This window comes from Shewanella loihica PV-4 (assembly GCF_000016065.1).
GTDB classification, from domain to species: domain Bacteria; phylum Pseudomonadota; class Gammaproteobacteria; order Enterobacterales; family Shewanellaceae; genus Shewanella; species Shewanella loihica.
In genome coordinates, this window is record NC_009092.1 from 1,402,812 (window position 1) to 1,426,291 (window position 23,480).

19 protein-coding genes and 6 tRNA genes are annotated in these 23,480 nt (G+C 53.9%); 22 read left to right on the plus strand and 3 right to left on the minus strand.

The features are described 5' to 3' along the window. Position 1 precedes the first annotated feature (1 nt). From ispF to rpoS, 6 genes are all read left to right on the plus strand, one after another. Positions 2 to 487 (plus strand): 2-C-methyl-D-erythritol 2,4-cyclodiphosphate synthase, encoded by a 486-nt coding sequence (ispF, locus tag SHEW_RS06205; RefSeq protein ID WP_011865010.1) that lies wholly within the window; start codon positions 2 to 4, stop codon positions 485 to 487. Positions 488 to 496: 9 nt separating this feature from the next. Next, positions 497 to 1,564 (plus strand): tRNA pseudouridine(13) synthase TruD, encoded by a 1,068-nt coding sequence (gene truD / locus SHEW_RS06210; RefSeq protein ID WP_011865011.1) that lies wholly within the window; start codon positions 497 to 499, stop codon positions 1,562 to 1,564. Beyond that, positions 1,557 to 2,306 carry a 5'/3'-nucleotidase SurE gene (gene surE / locus SHEW_RS06215; protein WP_011865012.1) on the plus strand — a complete coding sequence of 250 codons (750 nt, stop codon included), beginning with the start codon at positions 1,557 to 1,559 and terminating at the stop codon, positions 2,304 to 2,306. The genes truD and surE overlap by 8 nt, the downstream gene beginning before the upstream one ends. Beyond that, positions 2,303 to 2,938 (plus strand): protein-L-isoaspartate(D-aspartate) O-methyltransferase, encoded by a 636-nt coding sequence (locus SHEW_RS06220; RefSeq protein WP_041406509.1) that lies wholly within the window; start codon positions 2,303 to 2,305, stop codon positions 2,936 to 2,938. Before surE ends, SHEW_RS06220 begins: the two co-directional genes overlap by 4 nt. 49 nt (positions 2,939 to 2,987) lie before the next feature. Then, on the plus strand, positions 2,988 to 3,920 hold the full coding sequence (locus tag SHEW_RS06225) for a peptidoglycan DD-metalloendopeptidase family protein (protein WP_011865014.1): 933 nt from the start codon (positions 2,988 to 2,990) through the stop codon (positions 3,918 to 3,920). A 77-nt stretch (positions 3,921 to 3,997) separates the two neighbouring features. Continuing rightward, positions 3,998 to 4,972, plus strand: a complete 975-nt coding sequence (rpoS, locus tag SHEW_RS06230; RefSeq protein ID WP_011865015.1) for an RNA polymerase sigma factor RpoS — start codon at positions 3,998 to 4,000, stop codon at positions 4,970 to 4,972. A gap of 259 nt (positions 4,973 to 5,231) precedes the next feature. On the opposite strand, the gene mutS is transcribed toward rpoS, so the two are convergent. Then, positions 5,232 to 7,799, minus strand: coding sequence for a DNA mismatch repair protein MutS (gene mutS / locus SHEW_RS06235; protein WP_011865016.1), 2,568 nt, complete (start codon positions 7,797 to 7,799; stop codon positions 5,232 to 5,234). Between the two features lie 330 nt (positions 7,800 to 8,129). On the opposite strand from mutS, the gene recA reads away from it, so the two are divergent. The 14 genes from recA (at position 8,130) to SHEW_RS06300 (ending at position 18,239) form a co-directional block, all read left to right on the plus strand. Continuing rightward, positions 8,130 to 9,191 carry a recombinase RecA gene (recA, locus tag SHEW_RS06240; RefSeq protein ID WP_011865017.1) on the plus strand — a complete coding sequence of 354 codons (1,062 nt, stop codon included), beginning with the start codon at positions 8,130 to 8,132 and terminating at the stop codon, positions 9,189 to 9,191. A 79-nt stretch (positions 9,192 to 9,270) separates the two neighbouring features. Then, a complete protein-coding gene (gene recX / locus SHEW_RS06245) occupies positions 9,271 to 9,723 on the plus strand; it encodes a recombination regulator RecX (RefSeq protein ID WP_011865018.1) in 453 nt (150 codons plus the stop codon). 244 nt (positions 9,724 to 9,967) lie between these two features. Further along, the gene (gene alaS, locus SHEW_RS06250; protein ID WP_011865019.1) at positions 9,968 to 12,592 is read left to right on the plus strand and encodes an alanine--tRNA ligase; all 2,625 of its coding nucleotides are present in this window, start codon (positions 9,968 to 9,970) and stop codon (positions 12,590 to 12,592) included. A 306-nt stretch (positions 12,593 to 12,898) separates the two neighbouring features. Next, positions 12,899 to 13,096: a carbon storage regulator CsrA gene (gene csrA / locus SHEW_RS20330; RefSeq protein ID WP_011865020.1), complete on the plus strand. Its 198-nt coding sequence runs from the start codon at positions 12,899 to 12,901 to the stop codon at positions 13,094 to 13,096. A gap of 213 nt (positions 13,097 to 13,309) precedes the next feature. Further along, positions 13,310 to 13,401 (plus strand) — tRNA-Ser (locus SHEW_RS06255). A 21-nt stretch (positions 13,402 to 13,422) separates the two neighbouring features. After that, positions 13,423 to 13,499 (plus strand) — tRNA-Arg (locus SHEW_RS06260). A 37-nt stretch (positions 13,500 to 13,536) separates the two neighbouring features. After that, positions 13,537 to 13,613 (plus strand) — tRNA-Arg (locus SHEW_RS06265). Positions 13,614 to 13,638: 25 nt separating this feature from the next. Next, a tRNA-Arg gene (locus SHEW_RS06270) sits at positions 13,639 to 13,715 on the plus strand. A gap of 53 nt (positions 13,716 to 13,768) precedes the next feature. Continuing rightward, positions 13,769 to 13,845, plus strand: a tRNA-Arg gene (locus SHEW_RS06275). 8 nt (positions 13,846 to 13,853) lie between these two features. Then, positions 13,854 to 13,945: transfer RNA gene (locus SHEW_RS06280), tRNA-Ser, on the plus strand. Positions 13,946 to 14,483: 538 nt separating this feature from the next. Beyond that, positions 14,484 to 14,723 (plus strand): OadG family protein, encoded by a 240-nt coding sequence (locus tag SHEW_RS06285; protein WP_223294770.1) that lies wholly within the window; start codon positions 14,484 to 14,486, stop codon positions 14,721 to 14,723. Positions 14,724 to 14,742: 19 nt separating this feature from the next. Continuing rightward, positions 14,743 to 16,548, plus strand: coding sequence for a sodium-extruding oxaloacetate decarboxylase subunit alpha (oadA, locus tag SHEW_RS06290; RefSeq protein ID WP_011865022.1), 1,806 nt, complete (start codon positions 14,743 to 14,745; stop codon positions 16,546 to 16,548). Between the two features lie 8 nt (positions 16,549 to 16,556). Further along, a complete protein-coding gene (locus SHEW_RS06295) occupies positions 16,557 to 17,690 on the plus strand; it encodes a sodium ion-translocating decarboxylase subunit beta (RefSeq protein ID WP_011865023.1) in 1,134 nt (377 codons plus the stop codon). A 363-nt stretch (positions 17,691 to 18,053) separates the two neighbouring features. After that, complete coding sequence (locus SHEW_RS06300) at positions 18,054 to 18,239, plus strand: hypothetical protein (protein ID WP_011865024.1); 186 nt, start codon at positions 18,054 to 18,056, stop codon at positions 18,237 to 18,239. Between the two features lie 29 nt (positions 18,240 to 18,268). On the opposite strand, the gene SHEW_RS06305 is transcribed toward SHEW_RS06300, so the two are convergent. Continuing rightward, the gene (locus SHEW_RS06305) at positions 18,269 to 18,454 is read right to left on the minus strand and encodes a hypothetical protein (RefSeq protein ID WP_011865025.1); all 186 of its coding nucleotides are present in this window, start codon (positions 18,452 to 18,454) and stop codon (positions 18,269 to 18,271) included. A gap of 132 nt (positions 18,455 to 18,586) precedes the next feature. Next, positions 18,587 to 19,837: a dicarboxylate/amino acid:cation symporter gene (locus SHEW_RS06310; RefSeq protein ID WP_011865026.1), complete on the minus strand. Its 1,251-nt coding sequence runs from the start codon at positions 19,835 to 19,837 to the stop codon at positions 18,587 to 18,589. Positions 19,838 to 20,114: 277 nt separating this feature from the next. Between SHEW_RS06310 and SHEW_RS06315 the strand changes: the two genes are divergently transcribed. Further along, positions 20,115 to 20,537: a YqaA family protein gene (locus SHEW_RS06315; RefSeq protein WP_011865027.1), complete on the plus strand. Its 423-nt coding sequence runs from the start codon at positions 20,115 to 20,117 to the stop codon at positions 20,535 to 20,537. Positions 20,538 to 20,622: 85 nt separating this feature from the next. Beyond that, positions 20,623 to 23,457: a M16 family metallopeptidase gene (locus SHEW_RS06320; protein ID WP_011865028.1), complete on the plus strand. Its 2,835-nt coding sequence runs from the start codon at positions 20,623 to 20,625 to the stop codon at positions 23,455 to 23,457. Positions 23,458 to 23,480: the final 23 nt, after the last annotated feature.

Below are 23,480 nucleotides of genomic sequence, written 5' to 3' on the forward strand. Positions count from 1 at the left end.
GATGAATATACGTATCGGCCATGGTTTCGATGTGCATAAATTTGGCGGCGAGCTGCCGCTGATCTTAGGCGGCGTTGAAGTTCCCTATGACACTGGCCTGGTGGCCCATTCGGATGGCGATGTAGTGCTGCATGCCATCTCAGATGCGATTCTCGGCGCCATGGCGCTCGGAGATATCGGCAAACATTTTCCCGATACCGACCCAGACTTTAAGGGGGCCGACAGCCGCGTGCTGCTACGTCACTGCTATCAGCTGGCGCTGGATAAGGGCTATAGGCTGGGTAATCTGGATGTCACTATTATTGCCCAGGCGCCTAAGATGCTACCGCACATTCAGGCGATACGTGAGTGTCTGAGTGCAGACCTTGAAAGCGACATAGAGGCGATCAACGTCAAGGCCACCACCACAGAGAAGCTTGGCTTTACCGGACGCAAAGAGGGGATAGCGGTGGAAGCCGTGGTGCTGATGTGCGCCGCCCCGAGATAAGAGAGAGTTATGACCCCACTACATTATTTGTATGGCCAGCCCGAGGCGAGCGCCGACTTAAGAACCTACAACAGCGATTTTATCGTGCAGGAGATCTTGCCATTTCTTCCGACGGGTGAGGGCGAGCACCACATGCTGCACATCCGCAAGGAGGGGTTAAACACCGCGGATGTGGCACGCATGCTCTCAAGCTTTGCCGGTGTGCATCCAAAAGAGGTGACCTTCGCCGGCCAGAAAGACAGACACGCCATCACAGAGCAGTGGTTTGGGGTGCGTATTCCCGGCAAGAGCATGCCAGACTGGCAGTCGCTCAATAGCGAGCAGCTCACGGTGCTATCAAGCGCCCGTCACGGCAAGAAGCTGCGCACCGGCGCCCTGGCGGGTAACCGCTTCACCCTGACCCTAAGGGCCGTGTCTGACATGGACGCACTGGTGCGACGCATCGAGCTGATTAAAGCCACAGGCGTGCCTAACTATTTTGGCGAGCAGCGCTTCGGCCATGACGGAAAGAACCTGATTTTCGGTCGTCAGATGCTCTCGGGCAAAAAGAAGGTGAAAGACAGAAACAAGCGCAGCATCTATCTCTCGGCGGTGCGCTCGTATCTCTTCAACCAGGTAGTGAGTGAGCGGCTTCGCCTACACCAGCTCAAGACACTCGATGGTGACTGTGTGATGTTGGCCGGTAGCAAGAGCTACTTCGTGGCCAATCCCTGGGATGAATCGCTGTATGGTCGTCTGGCGGAAAACGATATTCAACTCTCGGCGCCCATGTGGGGTCGGGGCCTGGCGCTGAGTGAGGCCGAGGCGTTAGCCTTCGAGCAGGGCGTTTGTGGTCAGTATCCTGAGGATCTTGCCGGCCTCGAGCAGGCGGGGCTCAATCAGGAGCGCCGCCCGCTGCTTCTCGCGCCGCAGCAGCTAAGCTATGAGATCCAGGAAGACACCTTAGTGATTAAGTTCGCCCTGCCGGCCGGTAGTTTTGCCACCTCTGTGCTGCGGGAACTGGTGAATTATCAAGATGTCAAAGAGCGGGAATATCAGGCCAGAAAGGCCGCAGCGAGCGAGCAAGCCCATGATTAAGATATTGGTAAGCAATGACGATGGCATCACGGCGCCGGGGATCGCGGCGCTGTCCAATGCCCTGGCGAAGCACTATGAGGTGATGACGGTCGGTCCTGATCGCAACTGTTCGGGTGCCAGTAACTCGTTAACCTTGACTAACCCTTTGCGAATTAATAAGTTAGATAATGGTTATATTTCCGTCAGTGGTACGCCGACCGATTGCGTGCATCTGGCGATTCGCGAGTTTTATGCCCATGAACCGGATATCGTGGTTTCTGGCATCAACGCCGGTGCGAACATGGGGGATGATACCCTTTATTCCGGCACGGTTGCGGCGGCGATGGAGGGGCGTTTTCTGGGCTTGCCGGCGATTGCCATCTCTCTGGTGGGCAGAGAGCTAAAGCACTATGACACGGCGGCTTACTATGCCTGTAAGATAGTGGCGGGTCTGATCGATAGCCCTATCGCGTCGGATCAGATCTTAAATGTGAATGTGCCGAATTTGCCGCTCGATGAGATTAAGGGCATTAGAGTTACCCGTCTGGGCGCCAGACATAGAGCTGAAGGCATGGTGCGCATGCAAGACCCTGCCGGACGGGAAATATTCTGGCTCGGCCCACCGGGTGAAGAGCAAGATGCCAGCGAAGGCACAGATTTTCATGCCGTGGCCAACGGCTATGTGTCGGTGACCCCCTTGACGGTGGACCTGACCGCGTTTGAACAAGTACCAAAGATAAAGCAATGGATAGAGCAATTATGAATGGGGTAGCCACTACGGCGGCATTGAATCTGGCACGTCACCTTCAGGGGGCGGGGATAACTAATGCCGAAGTTTTAGCTGTGGTGGCGAAAACGCCAAGAGAATTGTTTCTCGATGCGGCCCTAGGCCATAAGGCCTATGAAAATACTGCTCTGCCCATAGGACAGGGGCAAACCATCTCTCAGCCCTATATCGTGGCGCGTATGACTGAACTTTTGTTAGAGTCGCGTCCTAAAAGGGTGCTGGAGATAGGCACAGGCTCTGGCTATCAGGCGGCTATTTTGGCGCAATTGGTGGATGAGCTCTGTACGGTAGAGCGAATAAAGAGTTTGCAGATCCAGGCGCGCCAGCGTCTCAAGCGGCTCGATCTGCATAATGTCTCCTTTAAGTATGGCGACGGCTGGCAGGGCTGGGCCAACAAGGGCCCCTTCGACGCCATCATGGTGACGGCGGCGGCCAGCAGCGTGCCGCAGGCGCTGCTGCAACAGCTGGCGGACGGTGGCGTGCTGGTGATCCCTGTCGGCGAGGAGACGCAGCAACTGATGCGTGTGGTTCGCATGGGCGATCAATTTCATTCCCAGACCATAGAAATGGTGAAGTTTGTGCCTTTGGTCAACGGTGAACTCGCCTAGTGGTGGCTGTCATCTGGTGCGCCGACGCTAAGGGAATAGGGGAGCCGCTATGCTAAGCGCCCCGAGTCGGTTGAGGTTTTGTCAGAAGCCAATAGGCATACTGTGCGCCTTACTGCTCAGCTGTCTGCTGAGCGCCTGTAGTTTTCAGGCCCATTCTCCCGCTCCCGTGGTGAACGTCAACTCGCCGGTGAAGAAAGCCTATAAAAAGGGAGGCCTCACCTCCGACCACTACAAGGTCAAGCGCGGCGATACCCTCTATTCGATCGCCTGGGCGGCCAACAAAGATTTTGCCGAAATTGCCCGATATAACGGGCTTCGCAAGCCCTATACCATCTATCCAGGGCAGGTTTTAAAGCTTAAATCGACAAACGCTGTTACAAATAGCAAAACCCAGCGTAGCACTCAGGTATCGAGTAAAAAAACGCAACAAAACACAGCTAAAAATCAACCTAAACAAACAGTTAATTCTAGCCAGCAGGCTGCTGCCAGTAAAACGGCATTGGCGAAAAAATCGCTTGATCGGGGCGATAAATCTGCGTACGCTGTAACAACTGGTCAACAAAATGTTAACGGCGTTATCCACAAGCCCAGTAGCACCCTACCCAAGAAGGTCCAGCGCTGGCATTGGCCCGTTAAAGGCAAGTTGATCGGCACATTCTCTACCAAGGAACAAGGTAATAAAGGGATTAAGATCGCAGGATCCCGAGGCGATCGCATTCAGGCCGCCGCCGATGGGCGAGTGGTGTATGCGGGAAATGCGCTAAGGGGATACGGCAATTTGGTGATCATTAAGCATAGCGATGACTATCTCAGTGCTTATGCTCATGCCGATAAGATCTTAGTAAAAGAGAAGCAGTTCGTTACCGCGGGACAAACGGTGGCGAAAATGGGACAAACGGGTACCAATAGGGTGATGCTGCATTTCGAGATACGGTATCACGGCAAATCCGTCGACCCACTTAAATTTTTGCCTAAATCATAATTTTATAGGCGCCATTTTGGCAATTGGAGGACAGTAAAGTGCAGTAAATTAGCATGTAAAATTTGGGAGAGTATATTATGGGTCGTAAACAATCTACCGCCGTGGCGGAGCCCTTAGTGGACTTGTCTAAGAATGAGTCTGATCTATCAGTGACCAACAGCAAGGAGGTTTTGAAAGACGCAGAACTAGAACAGCAAGTACAAGATGACTTACAAAAGAACTTAGATGCCACTCAGCTGTATTTAAGTGAAATTGGATTTTCCCCCCTATTGAGTGCGGAAGAGGAGGTTTATTTCTCACGTAAGGCCCTAAAAGGCTGTGAAAAATCTCGCAACCGTATGATTGAGAGTAATCTCAGACTCGTCGTAAAAATTGCACGTCGTTATAACAATCGTGGTTTAGCCTTATTGGATCTGATTGAAGAAGGTAACTTAGGTTTGATCCGCGCCGTCGAAAAGTTCGATCCCGAACGCGGCTTCCGTTTTTCAACCTATGCCACATGGTGGATCCGCCAGACCATAGAACGTGCCATCATGAACCAAACCCGTACCATTCGCCTGCCTATTCATGTGGTGAAGGAGCTCAATGTTTACCTTCGTACCGCCAGGGAACTCGCGCACAAGCTAGATCATGAGCCAACCGCAGAAGAGATCGCCGAGCAGTTAGACCTGCCAAGTAGCGATGTCAGTAAGATGCTCAAGCTTAACGAGCGTATCACCTCGGTCGATACCCCACTGGGTGGCGACAACGACAAGGCGCTGCTGGATGTATTAGCCGATGACGATTGTGTGGGCCCGGATTACAAGGTGCAAGACGACGATATGTCTAAGTCTGTTGTGCGCTGGCTCGACGAACTGAACAGCAAGCAGAGAGAAGTACTTGCCCGTCGTTTCGGTCTGCTTGGCTATGAGCCATCGACCCTGGAAAATGTCGGTAAAGAGATAGGTCTGACTAGAGAAAGAGTACGCCAAATTCAGGTGGAAGCCCTGAAGCGGCTTCGAGATCTGCTTAGTGCTCAAGGACTATCGGTAGAAGCTATCTTCAGAGTGTAAAAGTGTATCGGGGTGTAGGCTGAAGGGTTACCGCGGCTTTCTTGTTATCGCCTTTGTGAGCGGTCGGTAGAGACTGAAAGGTGGATAAGCAATGCTAGCGTCTTATGGAGAAACAAGCGGTGGTTACCTTAAGGTGTAAACCTGTGTCTTGAAGGGCCGACCCCAGAATTAAAAAAAGCGCATCCCAAAGGGTGCGCTTTTTTGCTGTCTAGATTTTGTAACTCGCTTTAGCTCTAGCTACTTTTAAGTGCTCAAAAGTTTAGCGTAGCTGCTTGAGCTCATAGAGAAGATCCAGCGCCTGTCTCGGCGTCAGGCTGTCGGGATCTATGGTATCTAACCTGTCCAGCGCCTTTGAGGTCTCCGGCATGGTCATGCTCAGCTGGGCCTGTCTCAGTTCAGGGAGCTCCTCCTCTCTATCCCGGCTCTCAAGATGATGCAGCTTGTGCTTGGCTGCCTGCACCACCTTGGCCGGAACACCAGCCAGCGCCGCGACTTGAAGGCCATAACTCTTACTCGCCGCACCTTCCTGCACCGCGTGCATGAAGGCGATGGTGTCGTCATGCTCTATGGCGTCGAGGTGCACGTTGGCCACATTTTCCATCTGATCCGGCAGCTGGGTTAGCTCAAAATAGTGGGTGGCAAACAGGGTCATAGATTTTAAGTTCTGCGCCAGATGCTCGGCGGCGGACCAGGCCAGCGACAAGCCATCATAGGTCGAGGTGCCGCGGCCAATCTCATCCATCAATACCAGGCTCTCGGGCGTCGCGTTATGTAGTATGTTGGCGGTTTCCGTCATCTCCACCATGAAGGTCGAGCGGCCGGAGGCGAGATCGTCTGCCGCGCCAATACGGGTAAAGATTCGATCCACTGGGCCTATGGCGGCCTTCTGGGCCGGTACGAAGCTACCTATATGGGCCATAAGGGTGATCAGAGCCACCTGGCGCATATAGGTCGACTTACCGCCCATGTTAGGGCCGGTAACGATCAGCATGCGCCTTGCCGGGTTGAGGCTGACAGGGTTGGCGATAAACGGCGTCTGACTGACGCGCTCGACCACTGGGTGTCTTCCCGCCTCGATATGTATGCCGCTCTGGGCCGTGAGTTCCGGTCTGTGATAATCGAGCTGCTCGGCGCGCTCGGCAAAGTTGGTGATCACATCAAGCTCCGCTGCCGCGCGGGCGAAGGCCTGTAGCTCGTGCAGGCGCGGCATCAATAGATCGAACAGCTCTTCCCACAGCTGTTTCTCCAGCGCCAGCGCCTTGCCCTGACTGGAGAGTACCTTCTCCTCATGCTCTTTAAGCTCGGCGACTATGTAACGCTCGGTGTTCTTAAGGGTTTGTCTGCGCTGGTAGCTCATAGGCACCAGATCCGACTCGCGGCGACTCACCTCTATGTAGTAGCCGTGCACCCGGTTGTAGCCCACCTTCAGAGTCGAGGCGCCGGTGGCTGCCTTCTCCCGGGCTTCCAGCTCGGCGAGGTAGTCGGTCGCGCCCTGGCTGAGTTTGCGCCATTCATCCAGCTCGTTGTGATAACCCTCTTTGATCACGCCGCCGTCGCGGATCAGCATAGGCGGATTGTCGACGATGGCGCGGCTTAGCAGGGCATGCTCCTCGGGGAAGTCGCCCAGGTGACTCGATAGCGCCTTGAGGTGAGGGCTGTTGCAGTCTGCCAGCTGCTGCTGTATCTCGGGCAGCAGGGCCAGGGCCTGACGCAGACGGGCAAAGTCACGCGGGCGGGCACTACGAATGGCCAGACGCGCCGTGATACGTTCTATGTCGCCGAGGGCTTTTAGCTGTTCATGCAGGCTCTCGTGATAGCCGTTGTCCAGCAGCTCGTCTATGGCATCATGACGGGCGCGGATGATGTTGTGGTTGCGCAGCGGCTCGTGGATCCAGCGCTGCAACATACGGCTGCCCATGGGAGTTGCCGTGTTATCCAGTACCGAGGCCAGGGTGTTGTCGCTACCGCCTTGCAGGTTGCGGGTCAGCTCCAGATTCTTACGGGTGGCCGCATCCAGCACTATGCTGTCGCACTGATTGAAGCGGGTGATGGCGTTGATATGGGGCAGGGCGGTACGCTGGGTATCTTTCACATACTGGATAAGACAGCCGGCCGCCTGTAGCGATAACCTGACTTCCCCCAGGCCAAAGCCGTAGAGATCTTTGGTGCCGAACTGTTCCAGCAGTAGCTTGTAGCTGGTGTCGTAGTCGAACTCCCACTCGGGACGGCGACGCTTACCCGACAGCGAGGCGATCAAAGCCGGCTCGCTGAAATCTTCGCTGTAGAGCAGCTCCGCTGGATTGGTGCGTTGCAGCTCGGCTTCAAGCGCCTCTTTGCTGGCAAGTTCGGTGACCACGAAGCGCCCGGATGAGACATCCAGGGTCGCGTAACCAAAACCCACCTTGCCGTGATAGACGGCGGCCAGCAGGTTGTCCTGCCGCTCCTGCAGCAGGGCCTCATCTGTAAGCGTACCCGGGGTGACGATGCGAACAATCTTACGTTCTACCGGCCCCTTGGTCGTGGCGGGATCGCCTATCTGCTCGCAGATCGCCACAGATACCCTGAGCTGCACAAGCTTAGCAAGATAGCCTTCTACCGCATGGTAGGGGATGCCTGCCATGGGGATAGGATCGCCGCCACTCTTGCCGCGAGCGGTCAGGGAGATCCCCAGCAGCTCTGAGGCCCGCTTAGCATCGTCGTAGAAGAGCTCGTAAAAATCTCCCATACGATAAAAAAGCAACATATCGGGTGTTTCGGCTTTCAGCGTCAGATATTGACGCATCATGGGGGTGTGCTTTTCAAGATATTGAGTATCGACGGCGTTCATGAATTAACCAAGGTATCCTGCTACAAAAATGTCTGTCATAGCCCTGCGGCCAGCACAGAATGAATGGCCACAATACTAACAATAAATTGACGGTGGTTGCGCATTTATCCTGCCTGTTTGGATAAATTTAGTGCTAATGCGCCCGGGAAAATTTGACCGGCTTTGGTTAAGGCCGGATAAAAATAATCGCATACAGTACTTGATACTGTATGATTGTACAGTATACTAGGTTGCATATTGAGACAGCCTAAAGCGATGCAGAAACGGTCTGCGGGCTTTAACTTAACGGATACCCCACAGCGCAGCGTCTGTGATTGAGAGGAAAGCAGAATGAAGATTGATGCGAATAAAGAGAAAGCCCTGAGCGCGGTCCTTGGCCAGATTGAGAAGCAGTTTGGTAAAGGCTCTATCATGAAGCTAGGTGAAAACCGCTCTATGGATGTTGAGACTATCTCAACGGGTTCTCTGTCGCTTGACGTTGCATTGGGTGCAGGCGGTCTGCCACTGGGTCGTATCGTTGAGATCTATGGTCCTGAATCTTCGGGTAAGACCACCCTGACACTGGAAGTGATTGCAGCTGCCCAGCGTGAAGGTAAGGTTTGTGCCTTCATCGATGCCGAGCACGCGCTGGATCCTATCTATGCACAAAAACTCGGTGTGGATATCGATAACCTGCTGTGTTCTCAGCCAGATACCGGTGAGCAGGCGCTTGAGATCTGTGATGCTCTGACTCGCTCTGGTGCCGTCGACGTGATCATCGTCGACTCGGTTGCTGCCCTGACGCCTAAGGCGGAAATTGAGGGGGAGATCGGTGATTCTCACATGGGTCTTGCGGCGCGTATGATGAGTCAGGCGATGCGTAAGCTAGCGGGTAACCTGAAGCAATCTAACACCTTGCTGATCTTCATCAACCAGATCCGTATGAAGATAGGCGTGATGTTCGGTAACCCTGAGACCACTACCGGTGGTAACGCGCTTAAGTTCTACGCTTCTGTTCGTCTGGATATTCGCCGCACCGGCGCCATCAAGGATCGTGAAGAGGTCATTGGTAACGAGACTCGCGTTAAGGTGGTGAAGAACAAGATTGCTGCGCCATTCAAACAGGCAGAGTTTCAGATCCTTTATGGTGAAGGTATTAACCGTACCGGTGAGTTGGTAGACCTTGGCGTGATGCACAAGCTGATTGAAAAGTCAGGCGCTTGGTACAGCTACAAGGGTGACAAGATTGGCCAGGGCCGTGCCAATGCCGGTAAATACCTGGTAGAGAACCCTGAAATTGGCGCCGAAATCGACCAGGCGTTACGCGCCATGTTGCTGGGCGGTGGTCAAGCGGTGGCTCAGTCGGCCACAGGCGATGAGAACGTCGACCTGGAAACCGGTGAAGTATTTTAAGCTCGCCGAGTCAACTAAGCCTTGCCTTAAGACTCTGGCTTTGTAATGACAATGATTTTGTTATGACTATGGTTTCTCAATGACTATGTCGGCGATGCAAGTCGCGGTGGGCCTCCTGGCCCGCCGCGATTATTCCCGCTATCAGATAAAGAGTAAGCTGAGCCAGAAAGGCTTTCTGGACGGCGAGATAGAGGCTGTCCTTGGTCAATGTGAAAGCCAGGGATATCTCGATGATGCCAGGTTTGCCGGGCTCTTGTTACGCTCTCATATCGCTAAAGGCCATGGCCAGAACAAGATACGTCAATCTATGTCCCAGAAGGGGCTGACCAAAGAGATTATCGAGTCTAGCCTCAATCAGAGTGACTGCGACTGGTTCGAACTGGCGAGACAGAAGGCTGCTAAGAAATATGCCACTAGCGGCCCCATTCAAGATCAGAAAGAGCGCGCCAAACGAGTGCGTTATCTTCTCTCCCAAGGCTTTGGCTTCGATCAGGTTGCCTATGCTTTAGAGGTCGATCCAGACTTCGACTAATATCCTCATCCTTACCAGGACCAATACTGGGCTCTAGTCCACTATCCTGATTTCCCTTTATCTCCTTTCGCGCGCTACCGCTAAAAGACCCAATGGAAACTTAGGCTTTTTACGCTTTCTTTGGGGATCCTCGGCTAAACCTCTGGTTGTTCATCTATAGACTGCTTATAATGCTGGGCTAACTGAGCATCGTCGGTGAGCCTTTTGCTTTCATCGCTAAAATAATCAAATTCAGGATGATTTCATGTATCAAACCACTGCAGCGCTGAGAAGTGCTTTCTTGGAGTTTTTCCGCAGAAACGGTCACCAGGTTGTGGACAGCAGTTCACTGGTACCTGGCAATGATCCCACCTTGCTATTTACCAACGCAGGGATGAACCAATTTAAAGATGTTTTCCTTGGGGAAGACAAGCGCGACTACAGCCGCGCCACTACGGCACAACGCTGCGTGCGCGCCGGTGGTAAGCACAACGACCTGGATAATGTCGGTTACACCGCACGTCATCACACCTTCTTCGAAATGCTGGGTAACTTCAGCTTCGGTGATTATTTCAAGCAAGATGCGATTCGCTTCGCCTGGACCTTCCTGACCGAAGAACTCAAGCTGCCAAAAGAGCGCCTGTGTGTCACCGTCTATGAGACAGACGATGAAGCCTTCGAGATCTGGAACAAAGAGATTGGCGTCGCGGCCGAGAACATTATCCGCATCGGCGATAACAAGGGGGCGGCATACGCCTCAGATAACTTCTGGCAGATGGGCGATACCGGTCCTTGTGGCCCTTGTACCGAGATCTTCTACGATCACGGCGAGCACATCTGGGGCGGCCGTCCCGGCACGCCGGAAGAAGATGGTGACCGCTTCATCGAGATCTGGAACATAGTCTTCATGCAGTATAACCGTCAAGCCGACGGCACCATGGATCCACTGCCTAAGCCTTCTGTCGATACCGGTATGGGCATCGAGCGTATCGCCGCTATCATGCAGGGTGTGCACTCAAACTATGAGATCGATATCTTCCAGTCACTGATCAAGAAGACCGCCGAGATCCTGGGCGTGACCGATCTGGAGAACAAGTCGCTGCGCGTAGTCGCCGACCATATCCGTTCTTGCGCCTTCTTGGTGGCCGATGGTGTGATGCCATCAAACGAGGGCCGTGGTTACGTATTGCGCCGCATCATCCGCCGCGCCGTGCGTCATGGTAATAAGCTAGGTGCTACCGAGGCCTTCTTCTACAAGCTGGTTCCTACACTGATTGAAGTGATGGGCGATGCGGCTAAAGAGCTGGTGGCGACCCAGGCGATCGTCGAAAAGGCGCTTAAGGCGGAAGAGGAGCAGTTTGCCCGTACTCTGGAGCGTGGTCTTGGTATTCTCGATAATGCCCTGAGCCAGCTAGAGGGTAAGGAGCTTGACGGTGAGACCGCCTTTAAGCTGTACGACACCTATGGCTTCCCGGTTGATCTGACGGCTGACGTCTGCCGAGAGCGTGATATCACGGTCGATGAAGCCGGCTTCGAAGCGGCCATGGCCGAGCAGCGCAGCCGCGCCCAGGCGGCGGGTCAGTTCGATACCGATTACAACGATAGCCTGAAGATCGACGCCGAAACCGAGTTTTGCGGTTATAGCGACCTTAATGGCGAAGCCAAGGTCATCGGCCTCTATGTCGATGGTCAGGCGGTCGACGCGCTAGCCGAAGGCGACCAAGGTGTGGTGGTGCTCGATAGCACGCCTTTCTACGGCGAATCTGGTGGCCAATGTGGCGACAAGGGCCTGCTGAGCGCAGAAGGTGTCGAGTTCGAGGTGAAGGACACGCAAAAATATGGTCAGGCAATGGGCCATATCGGCCTGGTCAAGGCCGGCAGTATCGCTATGGGTCAAACCCTTAACGCGGCAGTGGATAAGAAGCTCAGACATCGCACCGAGCTGAACCACTCTGTGACTCACTTGCTACACGCCGCGCTGCGTCAGGTGCTGGGTACTCACGTGAGCCAGAAGGGTTCTCTGGTTGAGCCTGAGCGTCTGCGTTTCGACTTCTCTCACTTCGAGGCAGTTAAGCGTGAAGAGCTTAAGCAGGTCGAAGATCTGGTTAACACTCAGATCCGTCGTAACCACGAGCTGAAGGCCGAGGTGATGGATATCGACCAGGCGAAAGAGAAAGGCGCCATGGCTTTGTTTGGTGAGAAATATGACTCACAGGTTCGCGTGGTGACCATGGGTGACTTCTCTATCGAGCTGTGTGGTGGTACTCACGTAGGCCGCACAGGCGATATCGGTCTGTTTAAGATCACCTCTGAAGGCGGTATCGCAGCCGGCATCCGTCGTATCGAGGCGGTCACAGGTGCGGCAGCAATCGCCTATGTGGGTGAGCAGCAGGCGCAGCTTGAACAAGCCGCCTCGCTACTTAAAGGCGACAGCGCCTCGGTAGTGGCTAAGCTCAAAGCCCAGCTGGATAAGACTAAGCAGCTTGAGAAAGAGCTGTCTCAGCTTAAAGACAAGCTCGCGGCTGCGACCAGCGCTGATCTGGCCGGGGAGGCTCAGGAGCTTGCTGGCGTTAAGGTACTGGTTAAGCTGCTCGAAGGTGTCGAGGCCGGCGCGCTGCGTGGCCTGCAGGATGAGCTTAAGCAGAAGCTGCAATCTGGCATTGTGGTGCTTGGCATCGCAGGGGACGCCAAGGTGAACCTGATTGCCGGCGTCACCAAAGACTTGACCGGTAAGGTCAAGGCCGGTGAGCTAGTGGCTATGGTGGCTGCTCAGGTGGGCGGTAAGGGCGGTGGACGCCCAGACATGGCCCAGGCCGGTGGCAGCGAGCCCGAGAAGTTAGCAGGTGCCCTGGATTCTGTTATCCCTTGGTTGTCAGAACGTTTGGCCTAAGTTGCCTCAATAGAAAAAAGCGCTCCATGAGCGCTTTTTTTGTGCCATATTGATTGAAGCTTAAGCTGAGGTACAGTTTAAAGTGTTAAATTTAATGCTGGTTTAACTGACTGCCATTACTATCTTGGTTATCTGTCATGCCTGATCCCGATAAATCAGCGATGTGCGGCACATTTAAACGAATTAACATGCAATAAAAGGGTGTTTTTTATCAGAACACTATTAATTTGTACTAAGCTGACCGTATAATAAGGTCATAACGGAATAATGCCGTATAAGCAGAATTAGGAACTAAAGGAGCAAAAAATGCTGATATTGACTCGTCGTGTTGGTGAAACACTGATGATTGGTGATGAAGTTACTGTCACCGTTTTAGGCGTAAAGGGTAATCAAGTTCGTATTGGTGTTAATGCACCAAAAGAAGTTTCAGTTCATCGTGAAGAGATTTATCAGCGTATTCAGTCTGAAAAGTCAGGTAGCTCTTCTGAAGGCGGCAATTTTTAAGCGATAGATTTAACCGGCGTTACACTATAAGAGTCAGCAAGTTTGCTGGCTTTTTTGTTTTTGGCTGACAGCTTTTTAACCATAACGGCGACATAGCATACAGGCTATTAGGGGAAATAGGGATAACTGCTTAAAAACAGCTCAAACAGAATTTGTTTAGGAGAAATGGTTTGACTTATTTTCTTCAAACAGTAATATGTGCGCCAAGAAAACGGAGAGGTGGCCGAGTGGCCGAAGGCGCTCCCCTGCTAAGGGAGTATGGGCTTTATCTCCCATCGAGGGTTCGAATCCCTCCTTCTCCGCCATTTCTTAACTGACAAAACAGGGCGCGTGTAGCTCAGCTGGATAGAGTACCTGGCTACGAACCAGGCGGTCAGAGGTTCGAATCCTCTCACGCGTACCATTTGTTTTTCAGTAAAAGTAGGTTATAGATATAAGATGCGCGTGTAGCTCAGCTGGATAGAGTACCTGGCTACGAACCAGGCGGTCAGAGGTTCGAATCCTCTCACGCGTACCATCTCCTAACTTACCAAAATTTCTGTGCGCGTGTAGCTCAGCTGGATAGAGTACCTGGCTACGAACCAGGCGGTCAGAGGTTCGAATCCTCTCACGCGTACCATATTTAAAAATCGACGGTTTTGGCCGTCGTTTTGTTTGAAAGCCTAGAATTTTGCGCGTGTAGCTCAGCTGGATAGAGTACCTGGCTACGAACCAGGCGGTCAGAGGTTCGAATCCTCTCACGCGTACCATTTTAGACGGAGAGGTGGCCGAGTGGCCGAAGGCGCTCCCCTGCTAAGGGAGTATGGGCTTTATCTCCCATCGAGGGTTCGAATCCCTCCTTCTCCGCCATTATTAAAACCCGCAACTTAGGTTGCGGGTTTTTTTATGCCTGTTCCCCCATGCCATTCAAAGCTCAAAAACTCAAAGTCTATCGTCATCTGGCTCATATCTAAGCCAATCTTGCTCATCTCTCAATATTACCGCGCTTATTGCCTAGGCAGATTGCATAATCTTGCATATCACTCTCGATCTCGTTCGTTTTCGTGAATTCAATTTTCAAGCAGATTAGGGCTTTTTAATCTAATTCTAGATTTGATGGCTAATTTTTTATGTGATCGTCAAAAATAGTCGCCATTTATTGTGAAATAACCGAAAGCCCCTTATCAATTAGTCGTAATTTGGTAAGACCAATTTACAAGGTGCTCGCCTTTTTGTTATAGATTGGTTAAGGTTTCCTGGCTAAAGGCGATCTTTTTGCGCCTCAATCGACGACACCTGTCATGTCACCTGTCGATTTTAATGCGTATTACCTGAATAAATAGCATGTCCTGCGGCTAGGCCGTAAGTCTGATGTGCTCGATTAACCTGAGAGGATAGTATGGATTCAATGGCTCAACAGATAATGGAAGCACTGATGATCATGGTGCTGGGTATGGGGTTGGTGTTTATCTTCCTAACCATACTCATTGGGGTCGTTAATCTGGTGGCCTGGAAATGTGCGCCTAAACCTAGTCTCGCACCACTAGCCGAAGCGAGCGAAGCGCAAGTTTCACGCTTTCCAGGCGTCGACCCTAAGATGGTCGCCGTGATCACCGCCGCCGTCCATCAATATCGCGCCAAAGCATAAATAGAAGTAGGGAGTTTTTATGAGCAAGCCACTTGCATTAACCGACGTCGTCCTGCGCGACGCGCATCAATCGATTCTTGCCACGCGTCTTCGTATCGACGACATGCTTCCTATCGCCCCTTTACTCGACAAGGTGGGCTTCTGGTCGCTGGAATCCTGGGGCGGTGCTACTTTTGACGCCTGTATCCGTTATCTGGGGGAGGATCCCTGGGAACGCATTCGCGAGCTTAAGAAGGCCATGCCCAATACGCCGCAGCAGATGTTACTTAGGGGACAGAACCTGCTGGGCTATCGCCACTATGGTGATGACCTGGTGCATAGGTTTGTCGAGCGCGCGCATCAAAATGGTGTGGACGTGTTCCGTATCTTCGATGCCATGAATGATGTGCGTAACCTAGAGACGGCGGTTAAGTCTGTGGTCGAGGTTGGCGGTCACGCCCAGGGCACCATCTCCTACACCACAAGTCCGGTACACACCTTAGATACTTGGGTGGACATGGCTAAGCGTCTGGAAGATATGGGCTGTCACTCGCTCTGTATCAAGGATATGGCCGGCCTGCTCAAACCTTTCGATGCCTTCGATCTCATCAGCCAGCTCAAGGCGCAGACTAACCTGATCATCTCTATGCAGTGCCACGCCACTACGGGCCTGAGTACGGCGACCTATCAAAAGGCGATTGAAGCTGGCATCGACGTGCTCGACACCGCTATCTCTTCGATGAGCCAAACCTATGGTCATAGCGCTACCGAGACCTTGGTGGCCATGGTGGAAGATACCGACAGGGCCACGGGTTACGACATGGCGCTGCTCGAGCAGATCGCCGCCTACTTCAGAGAGGTGCGTAAGAAATATGTTGCCTTCGAAGGGGAGCTCAAGGGGATCGATTCGCGTATTCTGCGCGCCCAGGTGCCAGGTGGCATGCTCACCAACATGGAGAATCAACTGAGAGAGCAGGGCGCCGCCGACAAGTTGGATCTTGTGCTCGAAGAGATCCCTAAGGTGCGTGAAGATCTTGGCTTTATTCCGTTGGTTACTCCGACATCACAGATCGTCGGTACCCAGGCGGTGATCAACGTGCTCACAGGTGAGCGTTATAAGTCGCTCACCAAGGAAACCGAAGGTGTGCTCAAGGGCGAATATGGCGCCACGCCTGCGCCGGTAAATCGTGAGCTACAGGCTCGCGTGCTGGCCGGCGCTGAGGCGATCTGCTGTCGCCCCGCAGACCTGCTGCCCGCCGAGCTGGACAGCCTGAGGGCCGAACTAAGCGAGAAGGCCGCCAGCGAGCAGATAAGCCTGGCAGCTGAGCTGGACGATGATGTCTTGACCTATGCGCTCTTCCCGCAGATCGGCCTTAAGTTCCTCAAGAACCGTGATAATCCGGATGCGTTCGAGCCTAAGCCAGAGGCACCTCAAGCCACAACTCAAGCAGCGACTGTAAGCGAGCCAGCTAGCGCGCGTCAGCCACAGGGTAAGGAGACCTATACGGTCAATGTGCAAGGCCAGAGTTTCGTGGTGGAGGTCTCTCCCGGCGGCGATATCAGTCAGATAGTGCCGAGCGAGAATGTGGTGCCCTTTGCGGCGCCAGAGCCCGTCGCACCCGTTGTAGGCGAAGGCTCGCCCATGAACGCACCCTTGTCGGGCAACATCTTCAAGGTGAATGTGCAGCCAGGGGATGCCGTCAAGGCGGGGGATGTGGTGATCATCCTCGAGGCGATGAAGATGGAGACAGAGATCCGCGCCGAATCCGATGGCGTAGTCGCCAAGGTGTGGGTCAAAGAAGGCGACTCTGTTGCCGTTGGCAATCAATTGCTTGCCATTGCATAGGAGCTAAGATGGACGGATTAATCGCCTTTTGGGCCGAGTCGGGTATTGCTAACTTTACCGGCGGCCAGTTGTTGATGATGGCAGTGGGGGCGCTCTTGCTCTATCTCGCCATCGCCAGAGGTTTCGAGCCGTTGCTGCTCTTGCCTATCGGTTTTGGCGCCATATTGGCCAACATCCCCAACGGGGGCTTCACCGAAGAGGGCGGCATGCTCTATTACGCCTACCATGTGGGGATCGAAACCGGGGTCTTTCCCCTGTTGATCTTCATGGGGGTCGGGGCCCTGACCGATTTTGGTGCCCTTATCGCCAACCCTAAGATGCTGTTGCTGGGGGCGGCTGCGCAGTTCGGGATCTTTGCCACCCTAATCGGTGCCATCGCCCTTAACGCCGTGCCGGGCTTCGAGTTCTCCATGAAGGATGCGGCGGCCATCGCCATCATTGGCGGCGCCGATGGCCCGACGGCCATCTTCCTCGCCTCCAAGCTGGCGCCTGAGCTGCTCGGTGCCATCGCAGTCGCGGCCTACTCTTATATGGCGCTGGTGCCCATCATTCAGCCGCCTATCATGAAGCTGCTGACCACTGAGGCTGAGCGTCAGATCAAGATGGAGCAACTGCGTGAGGTGAGTAAGCTTGAGAAGATCATCTTCCCGCTGGCAGTGCTGGGGCTGACCATTCTCTTCCTGCCGGCGGCGACGCCTCTGGTGGGCATGTTCTGTCTGGGCAACCTGATGCGTGAATCTGGCGTGGTCGATAGACTCTCCAACACGGCGCAAAATGAGCTGATCAACATAGTGACCATCTTCTTGGGCCTGGCGGTAGGCTCCAAGCTCTCGGCCGATAAGTTCCTGCAGCTGGAAACCTTAGGCATCCTGGTGCTGGGGGCCGTGGCCTTCGGTATCGGCACCGCGGCTGGCGTGCTGATGGCTAAGCTGATGAGCAAGCTGTCTGGCGGTAAGATCAATCCGCTGATCGGCGCCGCCGGCGTCTCGGCCGTACCTATGGCCGCCCGTGTGGTCAACAAGGTGGGTCTGCAGGCCAATCAGCAAAACTTCCTCTTGATGCACGCCATGGGGCCAAACGTGGCCGGCGTGCTGGGCTCTGCGGTCGCAGCCGGTGTCTTGCTGGCGGTACTGGGTGGCTAGTTAAAGCTGATTACTTACACGTTGAACTGATGAAGCGGTCGACACCTGTGTCGGCCGTTTTTTTTGACTAAGTATTTGGCTGAGTATTTTAGGGCGCTATTTAAGTGCTGTTTTTAGACTCAGTTGCTAAGCCCTGTCGTTAACTCCTGTTGTAAAGCCCGCCTTTATTAAGAGCCAACGGGTCTCCTCCGCAAGACAGCTTTCTCAAAGACAACTATCCATTCGGCTTCCCTTAATCAAGCTAATGCTAAAGCGCTTGATGCAGATCAACGCCTGACTAGCCGATTTAGTGTCTTATAGTGTGATGCAGCTCTCAATACGTCAGTTTTGGTGAGCCATGACCCAATTAGTGAGGAGTAGACGATGGAATTACGACCCAATTGCTATACCGATATCTGTGTGAACGGTAAATGGTTTCACTATGACCACGGCGATCATTCGGTGTTTATGTTAAACGGCGGCGATCCATTGACCTTCGAGTTGAGTGAGCTGCCGACTACTGAAGCCGAGCTCGAGGCGCATCTGGCGACCTTCACCCAGCAGGGGTAATTTCGTCCCGCAGGGCGATTGACATTGAGTTAACCGCGTAGGTTTTGCCCGGCGGTGAGCCAGAGCAGAAAGCCGAGTGAGAGCATGAGGGTAGCGCTGATCGCTATGATATAGATAAAGCCCTTCTTGCCTTGTTTTAGTGGCACGCCGTTGAGATAGAGAAACAGCGCCCAGAACAAACTTAAGATGATTGGCAGTAAAAACAGGCGAGCCATGGCGGTTATTTGATACCTTAATTGCTGGGTGCAGTTAATATATGATTTAAACCTACTATTTCAGATTTAACAAGCAATTAGCAATAAAAAAGCCGCATTAAGCGGCTTCTTTTTTATCGGACGGAACTGAGATTAGCTGGCAACCTCAGGGGCGTCGCTCTCTTCATTGCGATAGAACTGCTCCTGGTCGAGCTGACCCTCAGACTTGCCCACCACCACGGCCGTCATCATGTCGCCGGTCACGTTAGTCGCGGTACGTATCATGTCGATCACCCTGTCGATTGAGGCGATAAAGGCGATGCCTTCGAGGGGCAAACCTACCACGCCCAGGGTGACAGAGAGCATCACCATGGCGCTACCGGGTACGCCTGCTGTACCCACAGAGGCCACAGTGGCGGTAACGGCGATCAGCATGTAGTCGGTCATTTCCAGCGGGATACCATAGATCTGTGCGATGAAGATGGCCGCGATGGCCGGATAGATACCGCCACAGCCGTCCATATTCATGGTGGCGCCTAGTGGCAACACGAAGGCGCCATATTTCTTCGATACGCCCATGGTCTCAGTGGCACGGGTGCTGGCGGGCAGGGTGCCGAAGCTGGACGCCGTGGTGAAGGCAACCAGCTGGGCTGGCATCGCCTTTCTGAAGAACTGCACCGCGCTCAGGCCGGCGCCAAATCTGACCAGGCCGCCATAGACGAAGACCATGTGGATCAGTGCGGCGATATAGATGGCGCCAATAAACTTGCCCAGCGGCAACAGGGTTGAGAGGCCATATTCACCTACTACCCAGGCCATCAGGCCGAATACACCGATAGGTGTCAGTTGCAGTACCATGCGGGTCAGCTGGAACATCACCTCTGCGCCCGCTTCTATGGTGCGCTTGAGCGGCTCGGCCTTCTCGCCAATCTTGTTGATGGCGATACCGACTAAGGCGGCGAAGACGATGATCTGTAGCACCTTGCCTTCGGCTAGGGAGGCAAAAGGATTGACCGGGATCATGTCCAGCAGTACCTGTGCAAAGCCTGGCACGTTACGCTCGCGCACCTCTGTGGTGGCCAGCTCCAGTGAACCGCCCATGTCGATCAGCGAGCCGATCGCCAGGCCGATAAGCGAGGCTATGGTGCCGGTCAGCATGAACATGGCCAGGGTTTTGATACTCAGGCGCTTGAGGCTAACATCATTACCCAGAGAGGTGATGCTGACGACGATGGCGCAGAAGATCAGCGGCGCAACCAACATCTTGATTGCCGCGATAAAGAGGTCGCCCAGCGGCTTGAGTTGGGTTGCCTGCTCGCCCAGGACAACGCCCAGGCCAACCCCTAAGATGAAACCGGCGAGAACCTTCTGCCAAAAGGGGATCTGTTTAATTGTTTGCCACATGGGATCTATTCCAAATTTATTAAGTCGTTATTGTGGATGGCGTTTCGAATCAAAAATGAATTGCTTGTTCTAGCATGAGCCATCCAGGTATTTCAACCTTAGCGAGTGAGCCAGATATTGTATCTGGCTGATGCCTTGCTTACCAAAGCGATTTTGTTATAACTTATTGTGATATAAGAGTTTGTTTTAATAAGATTAAATTTTTACTTTTAGGTAACATGATCACCTTGAAAACAGCACACATAAAAATTTACTTTTTTTCATTAGGTAAGGGATCATGACGGCGTTATGGTTGATCTTTAGCGGCGCCTTTTTAGCCGCAACCTTGTTACCGGGTGGATCTGAGGTACTACTGGCGGCGCTGATTAATCAGGCGCCCGAGACCTGGGTCTCCCTAGTGGTCATGGCGACCCTGGGCAATACCTTAGGGTCTCTGACCAGTTACTATCTTGGCGCCCTGGGGCGTTTCGCCAAGACGCCCGAGGAGATGGCCAGCGGCCGTTATCGTCATGGGCTGCGGCTTGTCGAGCGCTACGGCTACTGGAGCCTGCTGCTCGCCTGGGCGCCCCTCATCGGCGATATCTTATGCCTGCTGGCAGGCTGGCTCAGGATGCCACTGGTCAAGTCCAGCATAATGATTTTTATAGGGAAAGGAGTGCGCTACCTGCTGGTTGCGGCGTTGGCGTTACATTGGTTGTAAGCGGTGTGGTCTTTAGGGACGAACTTATTTTGGCAAAAGCTGTCTCGATAAAGGCTGGCCTCACTGTTTCAAATAGGAGTAAAGAATGAAAAAATGGATATTGGCTGCGGCGATCACGGCCGCGCTAAGCGCCTGTGCCAACGCACCGGCAAACGTGGCGCTGCCTCAGGGCGTTTCGCTGATCGAAAATGTAGCCCTGGCCGAGTCGGGCGTCGGCATTCCCTACAAGAAATATCAACTGGCCAACGGCCTGACGGTGATCCTGCATCAGGATCATTCCGATCCTCTGGTGCATGTGGATGTTACCTATCATGTGGGCTCGGCAAGAGAGCTACCAGGACGCTCGGGATTTGCGCACTTATTCGAGCACATGATGTTCCAAGGCTCAGAGCATGTGGGCGACGAGCAGCATTTCAAGACGGTAACCGAGGCCGGTGGCACACTTAACGGCACCACCAACACAGACCGCACCAACTATTTCGAGACTGTGCCCAGCAATCAGCTGGAGAAGATGCTCTGGCTGGAGTCGGATCGCATGGGGTATTTCTTGCCGGCCCTGACCGACAACAAGTTCGAGGTGCAGCGCGAGACGGTGAAGAACGAGCGCGCTCAGCGTATCGACAATCAGCCCTATGGTCGCATGAACGAGCGCTTCAATCAGGCCTTCTACCCCAGCGGGCACCAGTATTCCTGGCCTGTCATCGGCTGGCCAGAGGATCTCAATCGTGCCCAGCTCGATGATGTGAAACACTTCTTCCAGCGTTGGTACGGCCCGAACAACGCCACACTCACCATAGGCGGCGATTTCGACGAGATGCAGACCCTGGCCTGGGTGAACAAATATTTTGGTGAGATCCCAAGAGGCCCAGAGGTGAAGCCTGAGGCCAAGACGCTGGTCACGTTAGATAAGACCCGCTACATCTCCATGGAAGACAGGGTGCACCTGCCGCTGCTGCGCATGGCATTTCCAACCGTTTACGCCAGCCACGAAGATGAAGCGGCGCTGGATCTGCTGGCCAACATCATCGGCGGCGGACCTACCTCGCTGGTGTACAAGAACCTGGTGAAGGATGGCTATGCTGTGCAGGCCGGCGTGAGCCACCCTTGTCAGGAGCTGGCCTGTCAGTTCTCTATCTATGCCCTGGCAAACCCTGCCAGAGGTGGTCAGCTGGCGGATGTCGAGCGTCGTATTCGCGAGTCTATCGCCGAGTTTGAACAGCGCGGCGTGACAGATGACGACCTGCAGAAAGTTAAGGTGCAGTTTGAGGCAAACACCATCTTCGGCTTGCAGAGCGTCAAGGGCAAGGTATCGACCCTGGCCCTGAATCAGACCTTCTTCGGTAATCCCGACATGATAGCCCACGACCTCAAGCGCTACGCCAACGTCACCAAGGAAGATGTGATGCGGGTGTTTAATACCTACATCAAGGGCAAGCCGTCTGTGGTGATGAGTGTGGTGCCTCAGGGACAACAGCAGCTGATCGCCCACGAAGATAACTTTGTCGCGCCTGCGCCGCGGGTGGCCGCCGAGGCCGTGACCGGCATGGTTGATGTGGCCAAGGCTGGTAGCAGCTTCGATCGCAGCGTGATGCCGAGTGCCCAACAGGCACCTGTTATCACGGCGCCAAGCCTTTGGACAGACAAGCTGGCCAACGGCATTGAGGTGATGGGTACAGAGAGCGATGAGACCCCAACCGTCGAGCTGCTCATCTATCTTAACGGCGGCCATCGCCTGACCGATGTGAAGCAGGCGGGATTGGCCGGTTTGACCGCGGCCATGCTGAACGAATCCAGCGACAAGCGCAGCACAGAAGAGCTGGCCCAGGCGCTGGAGATGCTCGGCAGCAGCGTCAGTTTCGGCAGCAGCATCTATCAGAGCTATATCAAGGTTTCGGCCCTGACTTCGCATCTGGATGAGACTCTGGCTATCGTCGAGGAGAAGCTGTTCCACCCTGGCTTTAAAGAGAGCGATTTTGCCCGGGTGCAGCAACAACACCTGCAGAGCCTGCAACACATGCAGTCGGACCCTAACTATGTCGCCGACAGTCAGTTCGATGCCTTGCTCTACGGCAAAGACACCGCCCTTGGGGTGAGTGAGATGGGCACGCCCGCTAGCGTGTCTCAGTTGACCCTGGATGATGTCAAAGCCTTCTACAACAAGCAGTTCCGCGCCGGTAACGCCCAGATAGTGGCCGTGACTAACCTGTCCAAGGCCCAGCTGATGCCTAAGCTGAAGGGGCTGGCTCAGTGGCAAGGGGAGGCGACGCCATTGCCAAGTTTGGCCGCCATGCCAGCCTTAGATGCCGGCACCGTCTATATTCTGGACAAGCCGGGCGCGGCCCAGTCGGTGATCAAAATTGGTAAGCGCGCTATGCCCTATGATGCCACCGGCGAGTTCTTCAAATCATATTTGATGAACTATCCACTGGGCGGCGCCTTTAACAGCCGCATCAACCTCAACCTGCGTGAAGACAAGGGCTACACCTATGGTGCCCGCAGCTACTTCAGCGGCGGCAGCGAGCTTGGTCTGTTCGAGGCTTCGGCCAGCGTGCGCAGTGATGTCACCGCCAAGGCGCTCACTGAGTTTGCCAAGGAGATCAACGCCTATCAGGCTGAAGGGATGACAGACAAGGAACTGGCCTTCCTGCGCAGCTCTATCTCTCAGGGCCAGGCACTGGATTATGAGACGCCATACCAGAAGGCGGGCTTCATGCGTAAGATCCAGCGCTACAAGCTTGCCGCCGATTACACCCAGCAGCAGGCCGATATCATCAAGGCCGTTGACAAGGATGAGCTGAACCAGTTGGCGAAGGAGAAGCTGAACCTGGACAAGATGATCGTGTTGATTGTCGGCGACAGGGCGAAGATCGAACAGGAGATTAAAGCCCTGGGCTACCAGGTGAAAAATTTGCAGTTGTAATCTGTAGCTTGCGCCCCAATATA